Origin of the sequence: Kosakonia pseudosacchari (assembly GCF_900184035.1) — a bacterium.
Lineage (GTDB): Bacteria > Pseudomonadota > Gammaproteobacteria > Enterobacterales > Enterobacteriaceae > Kosakonia > Kosakonia pseudosacchari.
Map to the genome: position 1 here is coordinate 15,346 of NZ_FXWP01000008.1, position 14,354 is coordinate 29,699.

At 56.9% G+C, this 14,354-nt stretch carries 15 protein-coding genes; 6 read left to right on the top strand and 9 right to left on the bottom strand.

The annotated features are described in order from the left end of the window. Nucleotides 1-108: 108 nt before the first annotated feature. The 7 genes from thiH to rsd all read right to left on the bottom strand — a co-directional run bounded on the left by thiH (nucleotide 109) and on the right by rsd (nucleotide 6,361). Nucleotides 109-1,263: a 2-iminoacetate synthase ThiH gene (thiH, locus tag BN2591_RS01960; RefSeq protein ID WP_086868572.1), complete on the bottom strand. Its 1,155-nt coding sequence runs from the start codon at nucleotides 1,261-1,263 to the stop codon at nucleotides 109-111. Next, nucleotides 1,260-2,030, bottom strand: coding sequence for a thiazole synthase (gene thiG / locus BN2591_RS01965; RefSeq protein WP_086868574.1), 771 nt, complete (start codon nucleotides 2,028-2,030; stop codon nucleotides 1,260-1,262). Before thiG ends, thiH begins: the two co-directional genes overlap by 4 nt. Before the next feature lies 1 nt (nucleotide 2,031). Then, on the bottom strand, nucleotides 2,032-2,232 hold the full coding sequence (gene thiS, locus BN2591_RS01970; protein WP_017460019.1) for a sulfur carrier protein ThiS: 201 nt from the start codon (nucleotides 2,230-2,232) through the stop codon (nucleotides 2,032-2,034). Continuing rightward, complete coding sequence (locus BN2591_RS01975) at nucleotides 2,213-2,971, bottom strand: HesA/MoeB/ThiF family protein (RefSeq protein WP_086868576.1); 759 nt, start codon at nucleotides 2,969-2,971, stop codon at nucleotides 2,213-2,215. The genes thiS and BN2591_RS01975 overlap by 20 nt, the downstream gene beginning before the upstream one ends. Continuing rightward, nucleotides 2,964-3,599 (bottom strand): thiamine phosphate synthase, encoded by a 636-nt coding sequence (gene thiE, locus BN2591_RS01980; protein ID WP_086868577.1) that lies wholly within the window; start codon nucleotides 3,597-3,599, stop codon nucleotides 2,964-2,966. Before thiE ends, BN2591_RS01975 begins: the two co-directional genes overlap by 8 nt. After that, on the bottom strand, nucleotides 3,599-5,491 hold the full coding sequence (gene thiC / locus BN2591_RS01985) for a phosphomethylpyrimidine synthase ThiC (protein ID WP_086868579.1): 1,893 nt from the start codon (nucleotides 5,489-5,491) through the stop codon (nucleotides 3,599-3,601). Before thiC ends, thiE begins: the two co-directional genes overlap by 1 nt. 366 nt (nucleotides 5,492-5,857) lie before the next feature. Continuing rightward, the gene (gene rsd, locus BN2591_RS01990; protein WP_086868581.1) at nucleotides 5,858-6,361 is read right to left on the bottom strand and encodes a sigma D regulator; all 504 of its coding nucleotides are present in this window, start codon (nucleotides 6,359-6,361) and stop codon (nucleotides 5,858-5,860) included. Between the two features lie 83 nt (nucleotides 6,362-6,444). On the opposite strand from rsd, the gene nudC reads away from it, so the two are divergent. The 6 genes from nudC to BN2591_RS02020 all read left to right on the top strand — a co-directional run bounded on the left by nudC (nucleotide 6,445) and on the right by BN2591_RS02020 (nucleotide 10,803). Continuing rightward, complete coding sequence (gene nudC / locus BN2591_RS01995; RefSeq protein ID WP_017460014.1) at nucleotides 6,445-7,218, top strand: NAD(+) diphosphatase; 774 nt, start codon at nucleotides 6,445-6,447, stop codon at nucleotides 7,216-7,218. Between the two features lie 39 nt (nucleotides 7,219-7,257). Next, nucleotides 7,258-8,322, top strand: a complete 1,065-nt coding sequence (gene hemE, locus BN2591_RS02000) for a uroporphyrinogen decarboxylase (RefSeq protein ID WP_086868583.1) — start codon at nucleotides 7,258-7,260, stop codon at nucleotides 8,320-8,322. Nucleotides 8,323-8,331: 9 nt separating this feature from the next. Beyond that, nucleotides 8,332-9,012, top strand: coding sequence for a deoxyribonuclease V (nfi, locus tag BN2591_RS02005; protein WP_086868585.1), 681 nt, complete (start codon nucleotides 8,332-8,334; stop codon nucleotides 9,010-9,012). Between the two features lie 33 nt (nucleotides 9,013-9,045). Continuing rightward, a complete protein-coding gene (locus BN2591_RS02010) occupies nucleotides 9,046-9,636 on the top strand; it encodes a YjaG family protein (RefSeq protein ID WP_086868586.1) in 591 nt (196 codons plus the stop codon). 186 nt (nucleotides 9,637-9,822) lie between these two features. Further along, nucleotides 9,823-10,095: a nucleoid-associated protein HU-alpha gene (gene hupA, locus BN2591_RS02015; RefSeq protein WP_017460010.1), complete on the top strand. Its 273-nt coding sequence runs from the start codon at nucleotides 9,823-9,825 to the stop codon at nucleotides 10,093-10,095. A gap of 12 nt (nucleotides 10,096-10,107) precedes the next feature. Further along, nucleotides 10,108-10,803: a DUF1481 domain-containing protein gene (locus BN2591_RS02020; RefSeq protein ID WP_086868593.1), complete on the top strand. Its 696-nt coding sequence runs from the start codon at nucleotides 10,108-10,110 to the stop codon at nucleotides 10,801-10,803. Nucleotides 10,804-10,843: 40 nt separating this feature from the next. Here BN2591_RS02020 and purD read toward each other — a convergent pair whose 3' ends face one another. Next, the gene (gene purD, locus BN2591_RS02025; protein WP_017460008.1) at nucleotides 10,844-12,136 is read right to left on the bottom strand and encodes a phosphoribosylamine--glycine ligase; all 1,293 of its coding nucleotides are present in this window, start codon (nucleotides 12,134-12,136) and stop codon (nucleotides 10,844-10,846) included. A gap of 15 nt (nucleotides 12,137-12,151) precedes the next feature. Further along, nucleotides 12,152-13,741, bottom strand: a complete 1,590-nt coding sequence (purH, locus tag BN2591_RS02030) for a bifunctional phosphoribosylaminoimidazolecarboxamide formyltransferase/IMP cyclohydrolase (protein ID WP_086868588.1) — start codon at nucleotides 13,739-13,741, stop codon at nucleotides 12,152-12,154. Between the last annotated feature and the right edge of the window lie 613 nt (nucleotides 13,742-14,354).

A 14,354-nucleotide genomic window follows, 5' to 3' on the forward strand; every position in this document is an offset into this window, starting at 1 on the left:
AGAGCGCCCGCTCCGGTCAGTCTCATAACCTGACAGCGCAAGCATGACGGTTCGGGCGAGAAGCCGCTATCGCCCGATGTTGCTTTTACGTAACAGGCCGAAAACGTGTTAACCCGTTATCTGCGCGTTGCCGCTTTTTTGCGGCGCACGTCCCAGCCAGCTATCCCAGTCTTTCCACACCGGTTGTAGCCCACGGGCGATCAGCGCATCGGCAACTTCCTGCGGGCGGCGTCCATCATGGGGCGAAAATTGCTCCAGCTCCGGGTGATTATCGGCATAGCCGCCCGGCTGCGTTTTGGAAAACGCGCTCACGTTATTAATCGCCAGCGGAATAACGTGATCGCGAAAGTGTGGTGATTCGCGCGTGGATAGCGACAGCTCCGTATCCGGTGCCAGCAGGCGAAACGCGCAAATGGTTTGCACCAGTTGCCGCTCATCCATCACCGACGCCGGTTCCACGCCTCCCGCGCAAGGGCGCAAGCGGGGGAAAGAGATGGAATAACGGCTTTTCCAGTAGCGCTGTTGCAGCCACAGCAAATGCTCGGCAACCATATAGCAATCCACCCGCCAGCTGTCGGACAGACCCATTAACGCGCCGAGTCCAATCTTGTCGATACCCGCGCGGCCCAGCCTGTCCGGCGTCTCCAGCCGCCAGAAGAAATCCTGTTTTTTACCACGCAGATGGTGACGTGCGTACTGGCCTTCGTGGTACGTCTCCTGGTAGACCATTACGCCATCAAGACCAAGGGTTTTCAGCTCGGCGTACTCCGCTTCGTAAAGCGGCTGCACTTCCATTTGCAGCGAGGCGAACTGGCGACGGATCGCCGGCATATGGCGGCGAAAGTAGTCCATCCCGACTTTGCCCTGATGTTCGCCAGTGACCAGCAACAGATGCTCAAACCCCAGTTCGCGTATCGCCGCGCATTCACGCGCAATCTCCTGCTCATCCAGTGTTTTGCGCTTCAGGTGATTGCTCATCGAAAACCCGCAATAGGTGCAGTCGTTGGCGCAAAGGTTAGAGAGATAAAGCGGAACATAGAAGCTGACAGTGTTGCCAAAACGCTGGCGCGTGAGCCGCTGCGCTTGCTGTGCCATCGGTTCAAGAAAACCGGCGGCGGCGGGGGAGAGCAGCGCCATCATATCGTCGCGCGTGAGCTGTCGGGCATTGAGGGCGCGTTCGACATCGGCGGCGGTTTTGCTGTGGATGCGCAGGCGGATATCGTCCCAGTTCAATTGCCGCCAGCGGTCGGTGAAGGTGCTCATAATGTTTCCTCCAGGAAACCGGTGAGCGGGCTGGTGGCCTGCGCGTAACGCTGGCGGGCGCCTGGTACGGCCTGGCGGGCCAGTGTTCCGGCCTCGACAGCCAGACGAAAAGCACGCGCCATGTTGACCGGGTCGTCGGCGACCGCGATCGCGGTATTGACCAGCACCGCATCCGCGCCCATCTCCAGCGCCTGCGCCGCGTGGCTGGGGGCGCCGATCCCGGCATCGACCACCACCGGCACATTCGCCTGCTCGATAATAATCTCCAGCATGGCGCGGGTTTCCAGCCCCTGGTTGGAACCGATCGGTGCGCCCAGCGGCATGACCGCCGCGCAGCCCACTTCTTCAAGCCGCTTGCACAGCACCGGATCGGCACCGCAATAGGGTAGAACGACAAAACCCATCTGCACCAGTTTTTCCGCTGCGCGCAAGGTTTCAATGGGATCGGGTAGCAGCCAGCGGGCATCCGGATGAATTTCCAGTTTTAGCCAGTGCGTGCCGAGTGCTTCCCGTGCCAGTTGGGCGGCGAAAATGGCCTCTTCGGCGTTTTTCGCTCCGGAGGTGTTAGGCAGCAACGTCACCCCCGCATCCAGCAAGGGTTGCAACAGCATATCGGTGCGCTGGCGCAGGTCGACACGCTTCATCGCCAGCGTCACCAGTTCGCTGCCCGACGCGCGAATCGCATCCACCATCAATTGTGGTGTGGCGAACTTACCTGTACCGGTAAATAACCGTGACGTGAACTCTTTTTCTGCAATACGTAACATCTCAGCCCCCTGCGATAACCTGAAACAGCAGGATGTGATCGCCGTCCTGCACAAGATGGTTTTCCCACTGCTCGCGCGGCAGGATCTGTTGATTAACGGCCAGCGCGACACCGGGTTTGAGCTGGTTGAGTTGCTCAAGCAGGGTCGCGACAGAAAGCCCGGCGACGCAGTTCATCGACTCGTCATTGAAGCGTATCTGCATGTCGCCCTCCACAAACCGGGCACTGGCGGGAAGCGTGCAACGCCAGCGTGCGCCAAAGGTTGGTACGCGCATCAAACAGGCGCAGCTCACCGCTGGTGGTGTGCAGGCCGTTCAGCAATTTGATGGCTTCCAGCGCCTGCATGGCGCCCATAATGCCGACCACCGGGCCGACAATGCCGGCGGTGCGACAGGTGCGTTCTGGCTCGCTGTCGTCCGGCCATAAACAGCGGTAACAGCCCTGCTGCCAGGGTGGTGTCAGCACCATCAACTGACCACCAAAACCGACCGCGCTGGCGGTGATAAGCGGGGTCTCCAGTGCCACGCAAGCGGCGTTGATCGCCTGACGTGTCAGCATGTTGTCGCTACAGTCGAGCACCACATCGGCCTGCTGAACCTGCTGGTACAACGCCTCGCCGCTTAAGCGCTGCTGGAGCGTAATCAGCTCAATATCCGGGTTTAACCTGTGCAGGCGCTGCGCAGTGACCAGGGTTTTCGGCTGGTTGATATCATCGGTAGTAAACAGGATTTGCCGCTGTAAGTTGCTCAGGTGTACGGCGTCATCATCTGCCAGCACCAGCGTGCCAATCCCCGCACCAGCAAGATAGACCGCCGCCGGTGCGCCAAGCCCTCCGAGGCCGATAATGAGTACCCGGCTGGCGAGCAATTTTTGCTGGCCGGTAACCGCGATATCCTCCAGCAGGATCTGGCGGCTGTAGCGCATAAAATCGCGATCATTCATCGCCCACCCCCGCCAGCTGCAGCAATTGATGGGTTGCCTGTTGCCAGTCATCCGCCTGGGTAATGGCGCTGACCACCGCAATGCTGCCCACGCCGGTTGCCAGCACGTCCGAAGCCCGCGCAAGGCTAATGCCGCCAATGGCGACGGTTGGATAATCTTTCAGCCGCGCAATGTGACGCGCCAGTTGTTCCAGCCCCTGCGGGGCAGAAGGCATCTGTTTGGTTTGCGTGGGAAAGACATGCCCCAGCGCGATGTAAGAGGGGCGCGCCGCCAGCGCCACGTCGATTTCCATATCGTCATGCGTGGAGACGCCAAGGCGCAAACCCGCTGCGCGAATGGCGTTTAAATCGGTCGTTTCCAGATCTTCCTGGCCAAGATGCACACCGTAAGCCTGGTGTTTGATCGCCAGTTGCCAGTAATCGTTGATAAACAGCCGCGCGTGGTAGCGGCGGCCTAGCGAGATGGCTGCCACCACATCCGCTTCAACCTCTTCGTCACGTTTATCTTTGATGCGCAGTTGCAGGGTGCGCACGCCCGCCTCCAGTAAACGGGCAATCCACGCAACACTGTCGACCACCGGGTAAAGCCCGAGGCGAAAAGGCACCGGCGGGAAATCGGGCTGATACATCAGGCTTCCTCCTTTTTCAGGTAGATCTCGCCGCCGCGTGCGCGGAAGTCGCTGGATTTATCCGCCATGCCGACTTCAATCGCCTGGGCTGCCGCGTAGTCACGCACCTCCTGCGAGATTTTCATTGAGCAGAATTTCGGCCCGCACATGGAGCAGAAGTGCGCGACTTTGCCGGATTCCTGCGGCAGCGTTTCATCGTGGTAGGCGCGCGCGGTGAACGGGTCGAGCGCGAGGTTAAACTGATCTTCCCAGCGGAACTCAAAACGCGCTTTCGACATGGCGTTGTCACGGATCTGCGCGCCAGGGTGGCCTTTGGCCAGGTCGGCAGCGTGAGCGGCGATCTTGTAGGTGATGAGCCCCTGTTTGACGTCCTCTTTGTTCGGCAGGCCAAGGTGCTCTTTCGGCGTGACATAACAGAGCATGGCGCAACCAAACCAGCCAATCATCGCCGCGCCAATGCCGGAGGTGAAATGGTCATAACCCGGCGCGATATCAGTAGTCAGCGGCCCCAGCGTGTAGAACGGCGCTTCGTGGCAATGTTCCAGCTCTTCGGTCATGTTGCGGCGGATCATCTGCATCGGCACATGTCCCGGGCCTTCAATCATTACCTGGACGTCATACTCCCAGGCGATTTTGGTCAGCTCGCCAAGTGTGTGCAGCTCGGCAAACTGCGCTTCGTCGTTGGCGTCCTGAATGGAGCCTGGGCGTAAGCCATCGCCAAGCGACAGCGAAACGTCATAGGCGGCGCAGATTTCACAGATCTCGCGAAAGTGGGTATAGAGGAAGTTTTCCTGATGATGGGAGAGGCACCATTTCGCCATGATCGAGCCGCCGCGCGAGACAATGCCGGTCAGGCGCTGCGCGGTCATCGGCACATAGCGCAGCAGCACGCCCGCATGGATAGTGAAGTAATCCACCCCTTGCTCCGCCTGCTCCAGCAAAGTGTCGCGAAATGCTTCCCAGGTGAGATCTTCGGCGATCCCGTTAACCTTCTCCAGTGCCTGGTAGATCGGCACTGTGCCGATCGGCACCGGGCTATTACGCAGGATCCATTCGCGGGTTTCATGGATATAACGGCCGGTGGATAAATCCATGACTGTGTCCGCGCCCCAGCGCGTCGACCAGACCAGCTTTTCCACCTCTTCTTCGATCGAAGACGTGACCGCCGAGTTGCCGATATTGGCGTTTACCTTCACCAGGAAGTTGCGGCCAATGATCATCGGTTCCGATTCCGGGTGGTTGATATTCGCCGGGATAATCGCGCGCCCGGCGGCGACTTCATCACGCACGAATTCCGGGGTGATGTTTTCCGGCAGCCTGGCGCCAAAACCCTCGCCCGGATGCTGCCTGCGCAGCACTTCGCTGCGAATGCGCTCGCGGCCCATGTTTTCGCGAATGGCGATGAACTCCATCTCCGGCGTGACGATCCCTTTGCGGGCATAGTGCAACTGCGTGACGCGCTGGCCAGCTTTCGCGCGGCGCGGCGTCAGTAAACCGCGAAAACGCAGTTCGTCGAGGCCATCATCGGCCAGCCGTTCGTTGGTATAGGCAGAGCTGCGTTGTTCCAGCGTTTCGCTGTCGTCACGGGCGGCAATCCACGGTGCGCGCAGTTTCGCCAGCCCTTGCTGGACATCAATCGCAATATCCGGATCGCCATACGGACCCGAGGTGTCGTACACCGGCACCGCTTCATTTTCTTCAAACTGCGGGTGTTCTTTTGTGCCGCCGGTAAGCGTTGGGCTAAGCTGGATTTCGCGCATCGGGATGCGGATATCGGGTTGCGAACCGGTAATGTAGATGCGGCGTGAGTTGGGGAAAGCGGTGCCTTCCAGCGTGTCGATGAAGTGTTGCGCCTGGGCGCGTTGTTCACGGCGTGTAAGTTTTGCAGACATAGCTCATTCCAGAATGTAAAGGATATGGCTTGTCAGACGACGGATGGAGTAATGGCAGCAAACCGCCCGTGAGGGTGGTTGATGTGAATGGATTACTCTTGTTCCCTTCGCAGGTTTTAACCTGATCAGGTTCCGCGGATCCCGAATGAACGGTCTCAGCCTTTTACACGTCATCTTTCGCACTGTGTCTGTGTTAGCTGCGTTCGCTCACCCCAGTCACTTACTTAATGTAAGCTCCAGGGATTCACGAACTTGCCGCCTCGACGCATCGCGAATGATGCCGTGGAAATATAGGCACTCCGACAAGAAAAACCCCGTCCGAAGACGGGGGACTGCTTTTTAAATTACGCGTTAATGTTTAAGAACTCAAGCGGGTCGCGCGATGCCGCTTTCATCGTTGGCGCTCTCTTTGAGGTTGTTATCAAAGGCCAGCACGATTAACTTGTCTTCAAGGGTAAAGCGGGCGGCCAGCGCTTCGCCGATATCGGAGAGCGCTTGCTGGAACTCCAGACAGTTATCGTCATCGATGGCGTTTTCCAGGCTGGAGTCGTAATAGTTCATGATTTCTACTGTATTCGCTTCAAGCATTGGGTAAAGCTGCGTCGCCGCTAAAAGTGGGCTGCTCCCTTCCAATTCGCTGATGATGCGTTCATAAATATTGAAGTGGCCAGCGGAAAGGTATTCCACCAGGTTGTGGCAAAAGTCGTCCAGCGCTTTTTCGTTAAGCTGCATGTAGGATCCTTTACCAGGCTTAATGCCTACCAGATTGTAATAAGAAACAAGCAGTTGCTTACGCGCTTGCAGCCAATGGTCGACAAGTTTGTTACTTCCTCCAACGCGCTCTGTCAGGCTTTCTAACTGGTTTAGCATAAATGGCTCCGCAAATATGTAAGATCAAAACGATGTAATAATAATGTTAATAACATGCCAGTAAAGCGAAGGTAGTTCACCAAATGGTACGTATTATTGAAGCACACGATCAGGGCTGGTGGATCGTCAGCCATGAACAAAAATTATGGATGCCCGGCGGGGAATTACCACACGGCAAGGCAGGAAATTTCGATCTTGTGGGGCAGAGCGCGCTTCACATTGGCGAGTGGCAGGGGGAAGCGGTATGGATGATCCGCCAGAATCGTCGGCAGGATATGGGATCCGTACGTCTGCTCATCGATCAAGACGTGGGGCTGTTTCAACTCGCGGGTCGCGGCGTGCAACTGGCGGAGTTTTATCGTTCACACCAGTTTTGCGGTTACTGCGGGCACACAATGCACCCCAGTAAAACCGAGTGGGCAATGCTGTGCGATCACTGCCGCGAGCGCTATTACCCGCAAATCGCGCCTTGCATCATTGTCGCCATTCGCCGTGATGACAGCATTTTGCTGGCGCAGCACACGCGCCATCGCAATGGCATTTACACGGTGCTCGCTGGTTTCGTCGAAGTGGGGGAAACCCTTGAACAGGCGGTGGCGCGTGAAGTGATGGAAGAGAGCGGTATCAAAGTGAAAAATTTGCGCTATGTCACTTCGCAACCGTGGCCGTTCCCGCAATCGCTGATGACCGCGTTTATGGCGGAATATGACAGCGGCGAAATCCACATTGACCCGAAAGAGCTGCTGGACGCGGGCTGGTATCGCTATGACAACCTGCCGCTGTTACCGCCGCCGGGTACGGTTGCGCGCCGCCTCATCGAGGATACGGTGGCGATGTGTCGGGCAGACGACGAATAAGGTGTATATACTGGCGGCCTGACGCTTGAGGAACTGACAATGACCGAACTGAAAAACGATCGTTACCTGCGCGCGCTCCAGCGCCAGCCAGTAGATATGACCCCGGTGTGGATGATGCGCCAGGCAGGCCGTTATTTACCGGAATATAAAGCGACCCGCGCACAAGCGGGCGATTTTATGTCGCTGTGCAAAAACGCCGAGCTGGCCTGCGAAGTGACGCTACAGCCGCTGCGCCGCTACCCGCTTGATGCGGCGATCCTTTTCTCCGACATTCTTACCGTGCCAGATGCGATGGGGCTGGGGCTCTATTTCGAAGCCGGGGAAGGGCCGCGTTTTACCTCGCCCATTACCTGCAAGGCCGATGTTGATAAGCTGCCGGTGCCAGACCCGGAAAACGAACTGGGCTACGTGATGAACGCGGTGCGCACCATTCGCCGTGAGCTGAAAGGGGAAGTGCCGCTGATCGGCTTTTCCGGCAGCCCGTGGACACTGGCAACCTACATGGTGGAAGGCGGCAGCAGCAAAGCGTTTACCCTGATTAAAAAAATGATGTACGCCGAGCCGCACACCCTGCATGCGCTGCTGGATAAGCTGGCGCAGAGCGTCACGCTGTACCTGAACGCGCAGATCCGCGCGGGCGCGCAATCCGTGATGATTTTCGATACCTGGGGCGGCGTGCTGACCGGGCGCGATTATCAGCAATTTTCGCTCTATTACATGCACAAAATTGTCGATGGTCTGCTGCGTGAAAATGAAGGTCGACGCGTGCCGGTGACGTTATTCACCAAAGGCGGCGGGCAGTGGCTGGAAGCGATGGCAGAAACAGGCTGTGATGCGCTGGGCCTCGACTGGACAACCGATATCGCCGATGCGCGCCGTCGCGTTGGTCATAAAGTTGCGCTGCAAGGCAATATGGACCCGTCTATGCTTTACGCGCCGCCTGCGCGCATTGAAGAAGAGGTCGCGACGATTCTCGCGGGCTTTGGCAAAGGCGAAGGTCATGTGTTTAACCTCGGTCACGGCATTCATCAGGATGTCCCGCCGGAACATGCAGGAGTATTTGTCGAGGCGGTGCACCGTCTTTCGGCCTCCTGGCATCAGTAAGGAGAGAGTATGGATCTCGCGTCACTACGCGCACAACAGCTTGAACTGGCTTCTTCCGTGATCCGCGAGGATCGGCTGGATAAGGATCCGCCCACATTGATCGGCGGGGCCGATGTCGGTTTTGAGCAGGACGGAGAAGTGACGCGAGCGGCAATGGTGCTGCTCTCCTGGCCTTCGCTGGAGCTGGTTGAGTATCAGGTGGCGCGTATCGCCACCACTATGCCTTATATCCCCGGTTTCCTCTCGTTTCGTGAATACCCGGCGCTGCTGGCGGCGTGGGAACAGCTGTCGCAAAAACCCGATTTGCTGTTTGTCGATGGCCACGGGATTTCCCACCCGCGCCGTCTCGGCGTTGCCAGCCATTTTGGCTTGCTGGTCGATGTGCCCACTATCGGCGTGGCGAAAAAGCGGCTGTGTGGCAAGTTCGAACCGCTGGCGGACGAGCCGGGTGCGCTCTCCCCGTTAATGGATAAAGGTGAGAAGCTCGCCTGGGTGTGGCGCAGTAAGGCGCGCTGCAATCCGTTGTTTGTCACCACCGGGCATCGTGTCAGCCAGGATAGCGCGCTCGCGTGGGTGCAGCGCTGCATGAAAGGTTACCGGTTGCCGGAGCCGACTCGCTGGGCGGACGCGGTAGCATCCGGACGACCCGCGTTTACGCGTTGGCAGGCAATTCAGCGCGATATCAGGTAAACTGCCGCGCATTACCGATTTTGAGAAACGATCATGTTACAAAACCCAATTCACCTGCGTCTGGAAAAGCTGGAAAGCTGGCAGCACGTCGTCTTTATGGCTTGCCTGTGCGAGCGTATGTACCCCAATTACGCCATGTTCTGCCAGCAGACAGAGTTTGGCGACGCGCAGCTTTACCGGCGGATCCTTGACCTGGTGTGGGAAACGCAGATCGTCAAAGACGCGAAAGTGAACTTCGACAGCCAGCTGGAGAAACTGGAAGAGGCGATTCCGGTGGCGGACGACTACGATCTGTACGGTGTCTACCCGGCTATTGATGCCTGCGTGGCACTCAGTGAACTGATTCATTCGCGCCTGAGCGGTGAAACGCTGGAGCATGCTATCGAGGTCAGTAAAACGTCGATCACCACCGTTGCGATGCTGGAAATGACCCAGCAGGGACGCGAGATGACCGACGAAGAGCTGCGAGAAAACCCGGCTGTTGAGCAAGAATGGGATATTCAGTGGGAGATTTTCCGCCTTCTGGCGGCCTGCGAAGAACGCGATATTGAACTGATTAAAGGGCTGCGCGCAGACCTGCGCGAGGTCGGCGAGAGCAATATCGGTATAAATTTGCAGCAATGAGACAATAAAACGTGATTTAACGCCTGTTTTGTCGTGCCTGAAGGCTTCCCTTAATACCCCCGTCTGGTCTACATTTGGGGGGCGAAAATAAGTGGCTATCGGTGCGTGTATGCAGGAGAGTGCTTTTGAGGCATTTCCGTCGCACTCGATGCTTAGCAAGCGATAAACACATTGAAAGGATAACTTATGAACAAGACTCAACTGATTGATGTAATTGCAGACAAGGCTGATCTGTCTAAAGCGCAAGCGAAAGCTGCACTGGAATCCACCCTGGCTGCCGTTACTGAGTCTCTGAAAGCAGGTGATGCGGTACAACTGGTTGGTTTCGGTACCTTCAAAGTGAACCACCGCGCTGAGCGTACTGGCCGCAACCCGCAGACCGGTAAAGAAATCAAAATCGCCGCAGCTAACGTGCCGGCATTTGTTTCTGGTAAAGCACTGAAAGACGCAGTTAAGTAAGACCGCGTGGCAGTGAACAGTTTTGTCGAAGGGGCGGTTTCGCCCCTTTTGTCATTCTGGCGTCGCCCGCTGTTGTTAGCGGGCGCAGCACTGTTGCTGACAGCCTGTAGCCATGATTCTTCCTTGCCGCCTTTTACCGCCAGCGGGTTTGCCGGCGATCAGGGCGCAGTGCGGATCTGGCGCAAAGATTCAGGCGGTGAGACGCACTTGCTCGCCGCGTTTAGCCCGTGGCACCGCGGGAATACATCGCTTAGCGAATACCGTTGGCAGGGCGATGTGTTAACCCTTATTGAGCTCAATGTTTACGGTAAACCGCCGGAGCATATTCGCGTCCGTTTTGACGATCGCGGCGAGCTGAGCTTTATGCAGCGTGAAGTCGACGGGCAGAAACAGCAGCTTTCCAGCGACCAGGTCGCGCTGTATCGCTACCGGGCAGAGCAGATCCGCCAGACCAGTGACGCGCTGCGTCAGGGGCGCGTGATCCTGCGTCAGGGGCGCTGGCAGGCTAATCATACGGTACAGACCTGTGAAGGTCAGACCGTGAAGCCCGATCTGGATGATTACGCCTTAAACCGTATTGAGCAGCGTCAGAATCGCTCTGCGGTTGCGGTAAGCGTCGCATGGCTGGAAGCGCCGGAAGGGGCGCAGCTATTGCTGGTGGCGAATGAAGATTTTTGCCACTGGCAGCCGACGGAAAAGAGTTTCTGAAACCCCTCTCCCCGGCGGAGAGAGGGTGAAAGGGCAGGAGTTACTTGCCTTGCTCGCGCGCAATCGCGCGGTAACCAATATCCCGGCGGCTGAAGCTGCCATCCCAGTGAATATCGGTCATTAACGCATACGCGCGCTGCTGCGCTTCGGCGACCGTGTTACCCAGCGCGGTGACGCACAGTACGCGTCCGCCGTTGGTCAGCACCTGGTCGTCGGCAGAGAGTTTGGTGCCCGCGTGGAACACTTTGCCGTCTGCCACTTCTTCCAGTGGTAAACCGTGGATGACATCGCCATTGCGGTAGTTGCCCGGATAACCACCTGCTGCAACCACAACGCCCAGCGATGCGCGGTTATCCCACTCTGAGGTTTTCTCATCCAGCTTGCCTTCACACGCGGCCAGGCACAGCTCCACCAGGTCAGACTGCATGCGCAGCATAATTGGCTGGGTTTCCGGGTCGCCAAAGCGGCAGTTAAACTCGATAACTTTCGGGTTGCCCTGCTTATCGATCATCAGCCCGGCATACAGGAAACCGGTGTAGGTATTCCCTTCCGCCGCCATACCGCGCACGGTTGGCCATATGACGCGTTCCATGGTGCGCTGATGCACTTCATCCGTCACCACAGGCGCAGGCGAGTAAGCGCCCATACCGCCGGTATTCGGGCCGGTATCGCCATCCCCGACGCGTTTGTGATCCTGGCTGGTGGCCATTGGCAGCACGTGTTCGCCATCAACCATCACGATAAAGCTGGCTTCTTCACCATCGAGAAACTCTTCAATCACAATGCGGTGGCCCGCGTCGCCAAAAGCATTACCTGCCAGCATATCGTGAACCGCTGCTTCGGCTTCTTCGAGCGTCATGGCGACGATCACGCCTTTGCCCGCCGCCAGACCATCGGCCTTGATCACGATAGGCGCACCTTTCTCACGCAGGTAAGCCAGCGCAGGTTCGATGTCGGTAAAATTCTGGTACTCGGCGGTCGGGATATTGTGGCGCGCGAGGAAGTCTTTGGTGAATGCTTTGGAGCCTTCCAGTTGTGCGGCGCCTTGTGTGGGGCCAAAAATCTTCAGGCCAGCCGCGCGAAATGCGTCGACCACGCCGATCACCAGCGGTGCTTCCGGGCCAACGATAGTCAGATCGATCTTCTCATTCTGCGCAAAACTCAGCAGCGCCGGGATGTCGGTTGCGCCAATCGCGACGTTTTGCAGCGTCGGTTCCAGTGCCGTACCGGCGTTACCCGGTGCGACAAAAACGGTATCAACCAGCGGCGACTGTGCGGCTTTCCATGCCAGCGCGTGTTCGCGTCCGCCGTTGCCAATTACTAATACTTTCATTGTCTGCTCCGTGGATTAATGGCGGAAGTGACGCATGTCGGTGAAGATCATCGCAATGCCGTGTTCGTCGGCGGCGGCAATGACTTCGTCATCGCGGATGGAACCGCCAGGCTGAATAACGCAGGTCACGCCAACAGCGGCGGCGGCATCAATACCATCGCGGAACGGGAAGAAGGCGTCGGAAGCCATGGCTGAACCTTTTACTTCCAGCCCCTCGTCACCCGCTTTTATCCCGGCGATCTTCGCGGAGTAGACGCGGCTCATCTGACCTGCGCCGATGCCGATGGTCATGTTCTCTTTCGCGTAGACAATGGCGTTGGATTTGACGAATTTCGCCACTTTCCAGCAGAACAGCGCATCACGCAGCTCCTGCTCGGTCGGCTGGCGTTTGCTGACAACGCGCAGTTCACTTGCGCTTACCATGCCGAGATCTCTGTCCTGAACCAGCAGGCCGCCATTCACGCGTTTGAAATCGAGGCCAGGCACACGCTGCGCCCATTCGCCGCAGGTGAGTACGCGCACATTCTGTTTAGCTGCCGTGACTTTCAGCGCTTCTTCGCTCGCGGACGGCGCGATAATCACTTCAACAAACTGACGAGAGATGATGGCCTGCGCGGTTTCAGCGTCCAGCTCGCGGTTAAAAGCGAGGATGCCGCCGAATGCGGAGGTCGGATCGGTTTTATAAGCGCGATCGTAAGCCTCCAGAATTGAACCGCTAACCGCGACACCACAAGGGTTGGCGTGCTTCACAATCACACACGCGGGTTCGCTGAACTCTTTCACGCACTCCAGTGCCGCATCGGTATCGGCAATATTGTTATAGGAGAGCGCTTTGCCTTGCAGCTGCTGCGCGGTGGCAACAGAGGCTTCTTTGATCTCTTCTTCTATATAGAAGGCGGCTTGCTGGTGGCTGTTTTCGCCGTAGCGCATATCCTGCTTCTTAATGAAGTTCAGGTTCAGGGTACGAGGGAAACGGCCGGCGGGTTCTTTGCTTTCGCCGTGATAGGCAGGAACCAGGCTGCCGAAGTAGTTGGCTATCATGCTGTCGTACGCCGCGGTGTGTTCAAACGCTTTAATCGCCAGGTCAAAACGGGTGGCAAGCAGAAGTGAGCCTTCGTTGGCATCCATTTCATTAATAATGGCGGTGTAGTCGCTGCTCTTTACAACGATAGCGACATCTTTATGGTTCTTCGCGGCGGAGCGCACCATCGTCGGACCACCAATATCAATATTTTCTACCGCATCTTCCAGTGAGCAACCTTCATGCGCAACGGTTTCGGCGAACGGATAAAGGTTAACGACCACCATATCGATCGGCGCGATGGCGTGTTGCGCCATGATCGCGTCATCCTGACCGCGACGACCCAAAATGCCGCCATGGACTTTCGGATGCAGGGTTTTCACGCGTCCATCCATCATTTCCGGAAAACCGGTGTAGTCGGAGACTTCAGTCACTGGCAGACCTTTTTCTGCCAGCAAACGCGCGGTGCCGCCGGTAGAGAGCAGTTCTACGCCACGCTGAGAGAGCGCCTGTGCGAATTCGACAATACCGGCCTTGTCAGAAACACTGAGCAAAGCGCGGCGGACTGGACGACGTTGTTGCATGGTAAATCCCCTGGATTTGGCTTTAACAGAGAGCGTTAGCTAAATAGTAGGATCTTTTTGATCCGCAAATTTAGCTAACGGCCCAGCGAGGGCTGCTGATTTTTGCGCGGGCATTGTAACGAAAACGTTTGCGTAGCGCTCGCGAATTTTTGTACTTTTGCCGGATTGTGGATAAGTCTGTGCGTAAATGGGTATAAAGGCGGGTTTTGCTGTGGAATGCAGCAGTCAGTCATTTTTATGTCATTTTTCTATTGCGGGGGGCTGAGAACTCCCTATAATGCGCCTCCATCGACACGGCGGATGTGAATCACTTCACACAAACAGCTGGTCCGGTTGAAGAGAAAAAATCCTGAAAATCAGGGTTGACTCTGAAAGAGGAAAGCGTAATATACGCCACCTCGCGACAGAGCGCTGAAGCGCGTCGCACCTGCTCTTTAACAATTTATCAGACAATCTGTGTGGGCACTCAGGGTGACTGGATTCTTGAACGTCGCAAGACGAAAAATGAATACCAAGTCTCAGTGAGTGAACACGTAATTCATTACGAAGTTCTTTTCTTTAGAAATAAAGAAACATCGAGCATCAAACTTTTAAATTGAAGAGTTTGATCATG

Bases quoted from the DNA above. Each gene is read 5' to 3' on its own strand.
- thiH (WP_086868572.1), bottom strand. From the start codon at position 1,263: ATGAGCACCTTCACCGACCGCTGGCGGCAATTGAACTGGGACGATATC.
- purD (WP_017460008.1), bottom strand. From the start codon at position 12,136: ATGAAAGTATTAGTAATTGGCAACGGCGGACGCGAACACGCGCTGGCA.
- hupA (WP_017460010.1), top strand. From the start codon at position 9,823: ATGAACAAGACTCAACTGATTGATGTAATTGCAGACAAGGCTGATCTG.
- nudC (WP_017460014.1), top strand. From the start codon at position 6,445: ATGGTACGTATTATTGAAGCACACGATCAGGGCTGGTGGATCGTCAGC.
- BN2591_RS01975 (WP_086868576.1), bottom strand. From the start codon at position 2,971: ATGAATGATCGCGATTTTATGCGCTACAGCCGCCAGATCCTGCTGGAG.
- BN2591_RS02010 (WP_086868586.1), top strand. From the start codon at position 9,046: ATGTTACAAAACCCAATTCACCTGCGTCTGGAAAAGCTGGAAAGCTGG.
- purH (WP_086868588.1), bottom strand. From the start codon at position 13,741: ATGCAACAACGTCGTCCAGTCCGCCGCGCTTTGCTCAGTGTTTCTGAC.
- nfi (WP_086868585.1), top strand. From the start codon at position 8,332: ATGGATCTCGCGTCACTACGCGCACAACAGCTTGAACTGGCTTCTTCC.
- thiC (WP_086868579.1), bottom strand. From the start codon at position 5,491: ATGTCTGCAAAACTTACACGCCGTGAACAACGCGCCCAGGCGCAACAC.
- thiS (WP_017460019.1), bottom strand. From the start codon at position 2,232: ATGCAGATACGCTTCAATGACGAGTCGATGAACTGCGTCGCCGGGCTT.
- thiG (WP_086868574.1), bottom strand. From the start codon at position 2,030: ATGTTACGTATTGCAGAAAAAGAGTTCACGTCACGGTTATTTACCGGT.
- hemE (WP_086868583.1), top strand. From the start codon at position 7,258: ATGACCGAACTGAAAAACGATCGTTACCTGCGCGCGCTCCAGCGCCAG.
- rsd (WP_086868581.1), bottom strand. From the start codon at position 6,361: ATGCTAAACCAGTTAGAAAGCCTGACAGAGCGCGTTGGAGGAAGTAAC.
- thiE (WP_086868577.1), bottom strand. From the start codon at position 3,599: ATGTATCAGCCCGATTTCCCGCCGGTGCCTTTTCGCCTCGGGCTTTAC.